A 12,440-nucleotide genomic window follows, 5' to 3' on the forward strand; every position below is an offset into this window, starting at 1 on the left:
GTCGCTGAATCGTGGAGAACCTGATTGCGCTGCTGATCGCGGCGCCCCTGCTCGGAGCGGCCGTCCTCCTGGTCGGCGGCCGCCGCCTGGACGCCGTCGGCCACTGGATCGGCACGCTCCTGTCGACGACCTCCTTCGTGTTCGGTGTGATCCTCTTCGTCGGCCTGCTGGGCAAGGACGCCGAACACCGCACCCTGATGCAACACCTGTTCAGCTGGGTACCGGTGGCCGGTTTCCAGGCGGACGTCACCTTCCGCCTCGACCAGCTGTCCATGACGTTCGTCCTGCTGATCACCGGCGTCGGCTCGCTCATCCACCTGTACTCGATCGGGTACATGGAACACGACGAGCGCCGCCGCCGCTTCTTCGGCTACCTCAACCTGTTCCTCGCGGCGATGCTGCTGCTCGTCCTCGCCGACAACTACCTGCTGCTGTACGTCGGCTGGGAGGGCGTCGGCCTCGCCTCGTACCTGCTGATCGGCTTCTGGCAGCACAAACCCAGCGCCGCCACCGCAGCCAAGAAGGCCTTCCTGGTCAACCGGGTCGGCGACATGGGCCTGTCGATCGCGATCATGCTGATGTTCACGACGTTCGGCACGTTCGCCTTCGGCCCGGTCCTCGACCACGCGAGGGACGCCTCCGACGGCAGGCTCACCGCGATCGGCCTGATGCTGCTCCTCGCCGCCTGCGGCAAGTCCGCCCAGGTGCCGCTGCAGTCCTGGCTCGGGGACGCCATGGAGGGTCCGACCCCGGTCTCGGCCCTCATCCACGCGGCGACCATGGTGACCGCCGGTGTCTACCTGATCGTCCGCTCGGGAGCGATCTTCAACGCCGCCCCCGACGCGCAGTTGGCCGTCACCGTCGTCGGCGCCGTCACGCTTCTCTTCGGTGCGATCGTCGGTTGCGCGAAGGACGACATCAAGAAGGCCCTCGCCGGCTCCACCATGTCGCAGATCGGCTACATGGTGCTCGCCGCGGGCCTCGGCCCGATCGGCTACGTCTTCGCGATCATGCACCTGGTGACGCACGGCTTCTTCAAGGCCGGGCTGTTCCTCGGCGCCGGCTCCGTCATGCACGGCATGAACGACGAGGTCGACATGCGCAAGTACGGCGGCCTGCGCAAGTACATGCCGATCACCTTCATCACCTTCGGTCTCGGCTACCTCGCCATCATCGGCTTCCCTGGCCTGTCCGGCTTCTTCTCCAAGGACAAGATCATCGAGGCGGCGTTCGCCAAGGGCGGCACCGAGGGCTGGATCCTCGGCGCCTGCGCCCTGCTCGGCGCGGCCATCACCGCGTTCTACATGACGCGCGTGATGCTGATGACGTTCTTCGGCGAGGAACGCTGGCGCAACCAGCCCACGCGGTCCCCGCAGGCGCCCAGCGCCGAGCCCGCCGCCGAACACCAGGGCGAGCACGCGGAACCGCACCCGCACGAGTCCCCGAATGTCATGACGATCCCGATGATCGTGCTGGCGATCGGCTCGGTCTTCGGCGGCGCGTTCTTCAGCATCGGCGACCGCTTCCTGCACTGGCTGGAGCCGGTCACCGGCCACAGCGAGGGCGACTCCCCGCTCAGCGCGGCCACGGTCACCGGCGCCACCATGGTGTGCCTGATCATCGGCGTCGGCATCGCCTACCTGCAATACGGCCGCCGTCCCGTCCCGGCCCTCGCCCCGCGCGGTTCGCTGCTCACCCGCGCGGCCCGCCGCGACCTCCTCCAGGACGACTTCAACCACGTCGTCCTGGTCCGCGGCGGCGAACACCTCACGCGCTCCCTGGTCTACGTCGACCACACCCTGGTCGACGGGGTCGTCAACGGCACCGCGGCGGGCTTCGGCGGGCTGTCCGGCCGGCTGCGCAAGCTCCAGAACGGCTACGCGCGCTCGTACGCGGTCTCGATGTTCGGCGGCGCCGCCCTCCTGGTCGCCGCGACCCTGCTGATGAGGGCGGTCTGATACCGATGTCCTTTCCTCTGCTGACAGCGACGGCGGCGCTCCCGGCCATCGGGGCGATCGCCACGGCCGCCGTACCGGCCGCACAGCGCACCGCCGCCAAATGGCTCGCGCTACTGGTCTCGCTCGGCACGCTCGTGCTGGCGATCGTCGTCATGGTCCGCTTCGACCCGGGCGGCTCCCGCTACCAGCTCACCGAGTCCCACCCCTGGATCAAGGACTTCGGCGTCAGGTACGAGCTGGGCGTCGACGGCATCGCGGTCGCACTGATCGCGCTGACCGCCCTGCTGATCCCGTTCATCATCCTGGCGGGCTGGCACGACGCCGATCCGCTGGAGACCGGCAGCAGGCGGTGGCGGCCGACGCAGGGCTTCTTCGCCCTGATCCTGGCCGTCGAGGCGATGGTGATCATCTCCTTCGAGGCCACCGATGTCTTCCTCTTCTACATCTTCTTCGAAGCCATGCTGATCCCGATGTACTTCCTCATCGGCGGCTTCGGCGACCGCGCCCACGCGGGCTCCGACGAGAACGCGGCGGCCCAACGGTCGTACGCGGCCGTGAAGTTCCTCCTCTACAACCTGGTCGGCGGCCTGATCATGCTGGCCGCGGTCATCGGCCTCTACGTGGTCGCCGGGAACTTCTCCCTCGCGGAGATCGCACAGGCCCGCGCGAACGGCTCGCTGCACATGGCGACCAGCACCGAACGCTGGCTGTTCCTCGGCTTCTTCTTCGCCTTCGCGGTGAAGGCGCCCCTGTGGCCGCTGCACACCTGGCTGCCCAACGCCATGCAGGAGTCCACCACCCCCGTCGCCGTCCTCATCACGGCGGTCGTCGACAAGGTGGGCACCTTCGCCATGCTCCGCTTCTGCCTCCAGCTGTTCCCGGAGGCCTCGAAGTGGGCGACACCCGCCATCCTCGTCCTCGCCGTGATCAGCATCATCTACGGCGCACTGCTCGCCGTCGGCCAGCGGGACATCAAGCGCCTGGTCGCCTACGCGTCCATCTCGCACTTCGGCTTCATCATCCTGGGCATCTTCGCGATGACCAGCCAGGGCCAGTCGGGCGCCACCCTCTACATGGTCAACCACGGCATCTCCACGGCCGCGCTGATGCTGGTCGCCGGCTTCCTGATCTCCCGGCGCGGCTCGCGGCTCATCGCGGACTACGGCGGTGTGCAGAAAGTCGCCCCGGTACTCGCCGGCACCTTCCTGATCGGCGGCCTGGCCACGCTGTCCCTGCCGGGTCTCGCACCCTTCGTGAGTGAATTCCTCGTCCTGGTCGGCACGTTCACGCGCTACCCGGCCATCGGGATCATCGCCACCTTCGGCATCGTCCTCGCCGCGCTCTACACCCTCGTCCTCTACCAGCGGACGATGACGGGCCCGGTGAAGCCGGAGGTGTCCACGATGCCCGACCTACGCGCGCGTGAGCTCGTCGTCGTCGCCCCGCTGATCGTCCTGCTGATCTTCCTGGGCGTCTATCCGAAGCCCGTCACGGACATCGTCAACCCGGCGGTCAAGCAGACCATGTCCGACGTACACAAGACCGACCCCAAGCCCGCAGTGGAGGCGGCCAAGTGAGCACAGCAGCCGTCCACAGCCTGTGGACAACCGCGGCCGAACCGATCTCGAAGATCAACGCGCCGAAGATCGAATACGGGCAATTGTCACCCACCCTGATCGTCGTCGGCGCGGCGATCATCGGGGTGCTCGTCGAGGCGTTCGTCCCGCGCAAGGCCCGCTACTACGCGCAGGTCTTCGTCTCCGCCGTAGCGCTGTGCGCGGCCTTCGCGGCGGTCGTCGCACTGGCCGCGGACGGATACGGCACCACCAAGGCGCACATCGCCGCCATGGGCGCGATCGCCGTCGACGGACCGTCCCTGTTCCTGCAGGGAACGATCCTGCTGGCCGGTCTCCTCGGCCTGTTCACCTTCGCCGAACGCCGTCTCGACCCGGCGGCCCACGGCAACCGCGTCGACTCCTTCGCCGCACAGGCCGCCTCGGTGCCCGGAAGCGACAGCGAGAAGGCCGCGGTGAAGGCCGGTTTCACCACCACCGAGGTCTTCCCGCTGCTCCTCTTCGCGGTCGCCGGCATGCTGGTCTTCCCCTCGGCCAACGACCTGCTGACGCTCTTCGTGGCCCTGGAGGTCTTCTCCCTCCCGCTCTACCTGATGTGCGCCCTGGCCCGCCGCAAGCGCCTGATGTCCCAGGAAGCCGCCGTCAAGTACTTCCTGCTCGGCGCCTTCGCCTCCGCGTTCACCCTGTTCGGCATCGCCCTGCTGTACGGCTACGCCGGCTCGGTGTCGTACACCACCATCGCCCAGGTCGTCGACGGCACCGTCACCAACATCGACCCCGCCCTCGCCGGCACCATGGGCAACGACGCGCTGCTCCTGGTCGGCGCCGCGATGGTCGTCATGGGCCTGCTCTTCAAGGTCGGCGCGGTCCCCTTCCATATGTGGACGCCCGACGTCTACCAGGGCGCACCCACCCCGGTGACCGGCTTCATGGCCGCGGCGACCAAGGTGGCCGCGTTCGGCGCGCTGCTGCGACTGCTGTACGTGGTCCTGCCCGGCCTGCGCTGGGACTGGCGGCCGGTCATGTGGGGCGTCGCGATCATCACCATGCTGGGCGGCGCGATCGTCGCAATCACCCAGACCGACATCAAGCGACTGCTCGCGTACTCGTCGATCGCGCACGCCGGATTCATCCTCGCGGGTGTCATCGCGACCTCGAAGGACGGCGTGTCGTCCGTCCTCTTCTACCTGGCCGCGTACTCCTTCGTGACCATCGGCGCCTTCGCCGTGGTCACCCTGGTGCGCGACGCCGGTGGCGAGGCCACACACCTGTCCAAGTGGGCCGGTCTCGGCCGCCGCTCGCCGCTGGTCGCGGCCGTCTTCGCGGTGTTCCTGCTGGCCTTCGCGGGCATCCCGCTGACCTCCGGCTTCGCCGGGAAGTTCGCCGTGTTCAAGGCGGCGGCGGAGGGCGGGGCGGCTCCGCTGGTCGTCATCGGTGTGATCTCGTCGGCGATCGCCGCGTTCTTCTACATCCGCGTGATCGTGCTGATGTTCTTCAGCGTGCCCAGGCCCGAGGGCCCCACGGTCGCCGTCCCGTCACCGCTGACCACGGCGGTGATCGGCGTGGGCGTGGCGGTCACGCTGGTGCTCGGTGTGGCACCGCAGTACTTCCTGGACCTGGCAAGCCAGGCAGGAGTGTTCGTGCGCTGACCGTTCCCGGACGACCACGCTCGTTTTCTTGATCGTTCTCGTACGTCCGTGGGCCCGGTTCCTCGCGGGGAACCGGGCCCATGCGCGTTCCCGCGAGGAACCAGGACCCACGCGCGCCTGCGCAGCACGGGGCTACCGGCACATCACAGCGCCGGCGACGGCTACGCGCACTTCACCGTGGGGTTCCACGGCGCGAACAGACCGCTCGGATTGTCCTTCCAGATCCAGGCGTGCAGCGTGTACACGGAACCCACACCGGGCAGGTTCGCCGGCCCCTGGAACGTCTGCCCGAACAGTGTCGGCGCGGTGGTGCCGGTGCCCGCGCGCACGATCCACTCCGCCCCCACCAGGGCACGGCCGCCGGCGCTGTCGGTCTCGTACAGGAGACCCGCGGGCTCGGCCGGATCGAGGCTGCCGATGTTCGCGGTGTTGACGTAGTGGTAGCCCGCGGCTCCCTTGCCGGTCCGGGTGTCCTTGGCACAGTCGCCGGTGGGCGTGTACTCGTCCGTGACCGCGAACGGCTCGTACTGGTAGTCCGCCGTGGCCGAGTACGTCGGGGTCAGATCCGTCCACATGAACGGGTCGGCCTCGGGGACGGGAGCCGCGTCGGCGGGAACCGCGGCCAGAGCGAACGGCACGGCCAGCGCCAGAACGGCGCCGGCAGTGCGGGACCTGAGAGACATCCTGAAGCTCCTTGGGGCGGAAGAGGCACGCGAGTGCGGCGCCTCCGTACGACGCGGGCCTCCCCGGTCCCGCCCGTGCAGCATGGCCCGCGCCGCTTCCGGGCCGCCACGCGAAGACGGCCAAAGGACTGAGGACACCGCCGGACGGGGGACCCCGCCCGGCACCCGCCCGATCCCGCCCCGCATGCCACTCCCGGCCGGCGGGCCTGTGGATAACTCAGGCGCTGTCGGTCCGTACCCCTATCGTGGAGGCAGTGGTCGAGGGACGACGTACGGGGGACACGCGATGGGTGGGACGGGCGGAACCGACGAGATGCCAGGGACGACCGAGCCGCCAGGGACGCGGCAGACGCCCGGACCGGCGGACGGCGAGGCACTGGCCACGCTGCACAGGGTCTTCGGGTACGACGCCTTCCGGGGCGAGCAGGCAGCGGTCATCGAGCACGTGGTGGCCGGCGGCGACGCCGTCGTCCTCATGCCGACCGGCGGCGGAAAATCACTGTGCTACCAGATCCCCGCCCTGGTCAGACCCGGCACGGGCATCGTGGTCTCCCCCCTAATCGCCCTCATGCAGGACCAGGTGGACGCCCTGCGCGCCCTCGGTGTGAACGCCGGGTTCGTCAACTCCACCCAGGACTTCGACGAGCGGCGCGTGGTCGAGGCCCAGTTCCTCGCCGGAGAGCTCGACCTGCTCTACCTGGCGCCGGAGCGGCTGCGCCTGGACTCCACGCTGGACCTGCTCGCCCGCGGCAAGATCGCCGTCTTCGCGATCGACGAGGCGCACTGCGTCTCCCAGTGGGGCCACGACTTCCGCCCCGACTACCTCGCCCTCTCCCTCCTCGGTGAGCGCTGGCCGGACGTCCCGCGCATCGCGCTCACGGCCACCGCCACCCACGCGACCCATGAGGAGATCACCCAGCGGCTGCACATGCCGGCCGCCCGGCACTTCGTGGCCAGCTTCGACCGGCCCAACATCCAGTACCGGATCGTCCCCAAGGCCGACCCCAAGAATCAGCTGCTCACCTTCCTCCGCCAGGAACACGAAGGCGACGCGGGCATCGTCTACTGCCTCTCCCGCAAGTCGGTCGAAGCCACGGCGGAATTCCTCACCCGCAACGGCATCGAGGCCGTCCCCTACCACGCCGGCCTCGACGCGGGCACCCGCGCCGCCCACCAGTCCCGCTTCCTGCGCGAGGACGGCCTGGTCGTGGTCGCCACCATCGCCTTCGGCATGGGCATCGACAAACCCGACGTCCGTTTTGTCGCCCACCTCGACCTGCCCAAATCCGTAGAGGGCTACTACCAGGAGACCGGCCGCGCCGGCCGCGACGGCCTGCCCTCCACCGCATGGATGGCCTACGGCCTCAACGACGTCATACAGCAGCGCAAACTCATCCAGTCCGGCGAGGGCGACGAGGCCTTCCGCCGCCGCGCCCAGGCCCACCTCGACTCCATGCTCGCCCTGTGCGAGACCGTCCAGTGCCGCCGCGGGCAACTGCTCAACTACTTCGGCCAGGACCCCGACCCGGCGGGCTGCGGCAACTGTGACACCTGCCTCACCCCACCGGAGACCTGGGACGGCACCGTCGCCGCCCAGAAGGTCCTCTCCACGGTCGTACGACTGCAGCGCGAACGCGGGCAGAAATTCGGCGCCGTCCAGATCGTCGACATTCTGCTCGGCAAGCGCACCGGCAAGGTCATCCAGTTCGACCACGACCAGCTGTCCGTTTTCGGTATCGGCACCGACCTCGAAGAAGGCGAATGGCGTGGCGTCGTCCGGCAACTGCTCGCCCAGGGGCTGCTGGCCGTCGAGGGCGAGTACGGCACGCTCGTCCTCACCGAGGCCAGCGGGACGGTACTGCGGCGGGAACGGGAGGTTCCGCTCCGCAAGGAGCCGAAGAAGCCGGTGGTCTCCAGGTCGTCCGGAACATCCGGGTCCTCCGGCAAGGGCAAGGCGAAGGCGGCTGTGGCAGAGCTGCCCGAGGACCTGCTCCCCGCGTTCGAGGCACTGCGCGCCTGGCGTGCCGAACAGGCCCGCGAACAGGGCGTACCCGCATACGTGATCTTCCACGACGCCACGCTCCGGGAGATCGTCGGCCGATGGCCCGAGTCGATCGCCGAGCTCGCCACCGTCGGCGGCGTCGGCGAGAAGAAGCTCATGACGTACGGGGAGGGCGTGCTCGGGGTACTGGCCTCCTTGAAATCACCGTCCACCCCAGCCCTTGCGGCGGCGGCGACCGGGGGTGAGGACCACTGGCCCGAGATGGACGCGGAGCCGGAGCCGGAGGACTGGATATAAGCCCGACCCGGCCCCGGGCGGAGGCCCTGCTCAGAGCCCCCGCGCCGCATACGCCCTGACATCCGCGTCCGGGGCCGCCGTCGCCGTCGCCAGCGCCACGCGGGCTTCCTCGACACCGGCGTGCCGGGTCAGGGCGAGAACGGCCGCCTTGCGGACGTCGGCGTTCGGATCGGCGAGCCTACGGCACGGGCGGAAGGATCCCGAGGGCGGCTCAAACCCGCTCACGGCCCGGCGTCCGTCGTGCCTCGCGCCGCGGCCCGTCCTGGACTTCCAGCGGCGACAGGCGACAGGTGCGCTACCCGAGCGCGGTCAGCCCCGGTGCGAACGTGATCAGGAGTGGCAGCAGGGGTACCAGTGCGGCCACCGTCGTTGTCAGGGCCCGCTGGCGGCGCAGCAGCCGTGGCGGTGGTTCCAGGAGCCGGTCGACCCGCTCACCGAGCAGCCGGCGGCTCGACGCGCAGGACAGGACCCCGCGGTGCTGGTTCAGTTCGATCAGGGCCAGGGCGGTCGTGAGGTGGCCGCAGCGGCGGGACGCCGCGTCGTCGGCGGCGAGTTCGACGAGCCGGTAGGTTTGGTCGCAGAAATGGGAGAAGAGCGGCACGCGCGGGAAGCCCGTGGCCAGCGCGCTGGACAGGTGGAGCAGCCAGTCGTGGTGGGCGCGGGCGTGGCCCTGCTCGTGGGTGAGTACGGCGTCGAGCTGGTGGTCTGTGAGGCGGTGCAGTGCCCCGGTCGTCACGACAAGCTGGGGGGGATGCCCGGGCATCCACCAGGCGTCCGGGTATTCGTCCTCCAGCACCAGCATCGGTCCGCGTGCCGCCGGCAGCCCCGCCGGCAGTTCCGGTGCCCGTTCGCGCAGGTGTGCGCGGGTCTGGCCGCGGCGCCGGCGGGCCTCGACCAGTTCGCGGGCGAGCATCGCCGTGGTCCAGGCGGCACCGCACGCGAGCAGCACCGTGAGGGCGACCGCCCACAGGGGCGCGACGGAGAGGTCGTACGCGGCGGTGACCGCCGGTGGCGCCGGCGCGAACACCCGGTCGCGCACGGTGTGGAAGACGGCCGCCGCGCCCAGGACGAGCGCGGTCAGGCAGCACATCAGCACGGTGGCGACCAGGCACTGCCACACCCACAGGGCGACCACGGGTTCCCGCTCGGGCCACAGGGCCTGCACCAGCGCGCGTGGTGCGGGCACCGCGGCCGTCAGGGCGACGACGCTCAGCAGGAGCAGGCAGACGGTCATGCCGAAGCTCCGTTTCCTGATCGGAGAGGTATGCGGGTTGTGGGTGGTGCGGGAGTGATGCGCCGTTGCGCGACAGGGTGCGTGCGCCGGCGCATCACGTAATGCGTGCGCCGTCGCCTCGCACGGTGCGCGTGCGGGCGCATCGCATGGTGCGTGTCCCGTCAGTATGACGGGACAGGGCGCCCGAGTCAGGTGCCGACGAGGATCCGGGTGCTCTCCTCGCCAACCCGGGGACCTGTGCGCTCCGGCTCACTGCAAGCGCTCCCCGGCCCGACCGCCTCTCAGCCCGCCTCCGCCCCGCCCCTCACCCCGCCACGATCCGCCCGCTGACCTCCCCGAGTCCCACCCGGCCACCGCCCGGCCCCGGCGCCCACGCCGACAGCGTCACCATGTCGCCGTCCTCCAGGTATGTCCGCTTGCCGTCCGGGAGGTCGAGCGGGTCCCGCCCGTTCCAGGTGAGCTCCAGCAGCGACCCGCGCTCCCCGGGTTCCGTACCGCTCACCGTGCCGGAGCCGTACAGGTCGCCGGTGCGCAGTGAGGCGCCGTTGACGGTCATGTGGGCGAGTTGCTGGGCGGCGGTCCAGTACATGGTGGAGAACGGCGGCTCGGACACCACCTGACCGTTGATCGCGATCGACATCCGCAGGTCGTAACCCGCGGGGTCCTCGTCGGAGTCGTCGAGATACGGCAGCAGTGGATGCGTCCGCCGCGGCGGGGCGACCCGTGCGTCCTCCAGTGCGTCCAGCGGGGTGATCCACGCCGAGACCGAGGTGGCGAACGACTTGCCGAGGAACGGGCCGAGCGGGACGTACTCCCAGGCCTGGATGTCCCGCGCCGACCAGTCGTTCAGGAGAGAGAGCCCGAACACGTGCTCCCGGAAGTCGCCCAGCGCCACCGGCCGCCCCTGCTCCGACGGCGCGCCGACGACGAAGCCGACCTCGGCTTCGATGTCCAGCCGGACCGACGGGCCGAACACCGGTGCCTCCGAGGGATCCGAAGACGTCTTCCGCTGGCCCGACGGCCGTACGACGTCCGTCCCCGACACCACGACCGTGCCCGCGCGGCCGTGGTAACCGATCGGCAGGTGCTTCCAGTTGGGGGTGAGCGGTTCGGCGGCGTCGGGGCGGAAGATGCGGCCGGCGTTGCGGGCGTGATTCTCGGAGGCGTAGAAGTCGACGTAGTCGGCGACCTCGAAGGGGAGGTGCAGGGTCACCTCGGACAGCGGGTGGAACAGGGGTTCGAGCACCTCGCGGTGAGCGGGCACGGTCACCCAGGCGGTCAGGGCGCGCCGTACGTCCGACCAGGTGGTGCGCCCCGCGGCGAGCAGCGGGTTGAGGGTGGGGCGGGCGAGCAGGGAGGCGTACGGGGAGCCGAGCGCGAGCGCCGCGGCGCCGGCGTCGAGGACGTGGTCGCCGAGACGGACACCGACCCTCCGTTCCGTGCTCTCGGGCGTCGAGAACACGCCATACGGGAGATTGTGCGGGCCGAAGGGGTCGCCCTCGGGGACCTCGAAGGGGGGCAAGGGGGGCATGGGGTGGCGCCTCGCTCTCATCCGTGCCGCGCGGGGGCCGACTATGTGGTGACGTCGCTAAGGCGTTGCGCGGCATTCCATGTGGTCGCGCCACACGTTACGGGTGAGCCGGCTGCCGTGGCAGTGTCTAAAGAGTTCGCAATGTCCGAATAGACCTTGTCGGAGGGGTCAATTCCGGCTTAGCGTCCTTTGGGGGACACGGACGGGGTGGGTCCGGTCCGTAGGGGGGACGCGTGGGGGGACCCGTGGCCAGGAATGCCGCCAGCATGCCGTTCGCGGCGGATCGCGACGTGCCGGGCCTGATCGTCAAGTTCGGCGACTATCCGTTGCACCACGGCGGGGTCGGCGCGATTCGCAGCCTGGGCCGCCTGGGTGTTCCCATGTACGCGATCACGGAGGACGCCTACACGCCGGCGGCCTCCTCTCGTTATCTCAAACGGGCGTTCGTATGGCCGACAACAGGCGCCGAGGAACCGGATCATCTGGTCGAGGGGCTGCTGCGCATCGGCCACCGCATCGGCCGTCCGACCCTGCTGATCCCCACCGACGAGGAGGCCGCCGTTCTGATCGCCGAGCACCAGGACGCGCTCGGCGACCGCTTCCTCTTCCCGCGCGTGGAGTCAGCACTGCCCCGCCGGCTCGCGAGCAAGCAGGACCTGCACGAACTGTGCGTGCAACACGGCATCCCCAGTCCGACGGCAGCCTTCCCGCAGTCGTACGACGAGATCGTCGACTTCGCGGAGAAGGCACGCTTCCCGATCGTCGCCAAGAACCGAGAGGCGTTCCTGCGGCGCAAACAGCCCGCCGTCAACGGCACGACGAAGATCGCCACCCGCGAGGGACTGCTCACCCTCGCCCGTGACTGGGGCGACCATCCGGGTGTCATCCTCCAGGAGTACCTCCCGAGGGAGGACGCCGAGGACTGGATCGTGCACGCCTACTTCGACGCCGACTCGAACCCGCGCGCCCTGTTCACCGGCGTCAAGGTGCGCTCGTGGCCGCCGCACGCGGGCATGACGGCGAACGCGTACGTCGTCGACAACCCGGAACTCGCCGACCTCGCCGCGCGTTTCATCAAACAGATCGGCTTCAGCGGCATCATCGACCTCGACCTGCGCTTCGACCGCCGCGACGGGCAGTACAAGCTGCTCGACTTCAACCCGCGCATGGGCGCCCAGTTCCGGCTCTTCGAGAGCGAGTCGGGGGTGGACGTGGTCCGCGCCATGCACCTGGACCTGACCGGGCGCCCCGTTCCGGAGGGGGAACAGCGCGCCGGCCACCGATACGTCGTGGAGAACATCGACCTGCCCGCCCTCCTCGCCTACCGCCGAAGCGGCTATACGACGCCGCACGCGCCCGGGCGGCCGAGCGGGACCGAGCTGGCCTGGCTCGCGGGTGACGACCCGCTGCCGTTCGTCACGATGCTCGCCCGCTTCGTACGTCCGGGCGCGAAGCACCTCTACCAGCTGTGGCGGACCAACCACCGCGGCTCCAGCACCTCCACGAAGTAGG

Annotated in this window: 9 protein-coding genes; 5 read left to right on the top strand and 4 right to left on the bottom strand. The window is 69.9% G+C overall.

Annotated elements, in window-relative coordinates; genetic code table 11:
* The first annotated feature begins 11 nt into the window (after positions 1-11).
* Genes nuoL through nuoN form a run of 3 tightly spaced genes read left to right on the top strand, consistent with a single transcriptional unit; the run spans position 12 to position 5,181 of the window.
* Positions 12-1,958, top strand: coding sequence for an NADH-quinone oxidoreductase subunit L (nuoL, locus tag ABZ396_RS19790; RefSeq protein WP_358919042.1), 1,947 nt, complete (start codon positions 12-14; stop codon positions 1,956-1,958).
* 5 nt (positions 1,959-1,963) lie between these two features.
* The gene (locus tag ABZ396_RS19795; RefSeq protein WP_358919044.1) at positions 1,964-3,535 is read left to right on the top strand and encodes an NADH-quinone oxidoreductase subunit M; all 1,572 of its coding nucleotides are present in this window, start codon (positions 1,964-1,966) and stop codon (positions 3,533-3,535) included.
* Positions 3,532-5,181, top strand: coding sequence for an NADH-quinone oxidoreductase subunit NuoN (gene nuoN, locus ABZ396_RS19800; RefSeq protein WP_358919046.1), 1,650 nt, complete (start codon positions 3,532-3,534; stop codon positions 5,179-5,181). Before ABZ396_RS19795 ends, nuoN begins: the two co-directional genes overlap by 4 nt.
* Before the next feature lie 161 nt (positions 5,182-5,342).
* Here the strand turns inward: nuoN and ABZ396_RS19805 are convergent, their stop codons facing one another.
* Complete coding sequence (locus tag ABZ396_RS19805; protein ID WP_358919048.1) at positions 5,343-5,864, bottom strand: hypothetical protein; 522 nt, start codon at positions 5,862-5,864, stop codon at positions 5,343-5,345.
* Between the two features lie 313 nt (positions 5,865-6,177).
* Between ABZ396_RS19805 and recQ the strand changes: the two genes are divergently transcribed.
* Complete coding sequence (gene recQ, locus ABZ396_RS19810; protein ID WP_358919049.1) at positions 6,178-8,163, top strand: DNA helicase RecQ; 1,986 nt, start codon at positions 6,178-6,180, stop codon at positions 8,161-8,163.
* A 30-nt stretch (positions 8,164-8,193) separates the two neighbouring features.
* On the opposite strand, the gene ABZ396_RS19815 is transcribed toward recQ, so the two are convergent.
* From ABZ396_RS19815 to fahA, 3 genes are all read right to left on the bottom strand, one after another.
* The gene (locus ABZ396_RS19815; protein ID WP_358919106.1) at positions 8,194-8,388 is read right to left on the bottom strand and encodes a hypothetical protein; all 195 of its coding nucleotides are present in this window, start codon (positions 8,386-8,388) and stop codon (positions 8,194-8,196) included.
* Between the two features lie 70 nt (positions 8,389-8,458).
* Complete coding sequence (locus ABZ396_RS19820; RefSeq protein WP_358919051.1) at positions 8,459-9,397, bottom strand: M56 family metallopeptidase; 939 nt, start codon at positions 9,395-9,397, stop codon at positions 8,459-8,461.
* 304 nt (positions 9,398-9,701) lie between these two features.
* Positions 9,702-10,919 (bottom strand): fumarylacetoacetase, encoded by a 1,218-nt coding sequence (gene fahA, locus ABZ396_RS19825; RefSeq protein ID WP_358919101.1) that lies wholly within the window; start codon positions 10,917-10,919, stop codon positions 9,702-9,704.
* Between the two features lie 275 nt (positions 10,920-11,194).
* On the opposite strand from fahA, the gene ABZ396_RS19830 reads away from it, so the two are divergent.
* Positions 11,195-12,439, top strand: a complete 1,245-nt coding sequence (locus ABZ396_RS19830) for an ATP-grasp domain-containing protein (RefSeq protein WP_358919053.1) — start codon at positions 11,195-11,197, stop codon at positions 12,437-12,439.
* The last annotated feature ends 1 nt before the right edge of the window (position 12,440 follow it).

Origin of the sequence: Streptomyces sp. NPDC005866 (assembly GCF_040629895.1) — a bacterium.
Classification (GTDB): Bacteria; Actinomycetota; Actinomycetes; order Streptomycetales; family Streptomycetaceae; genus Streptomyces.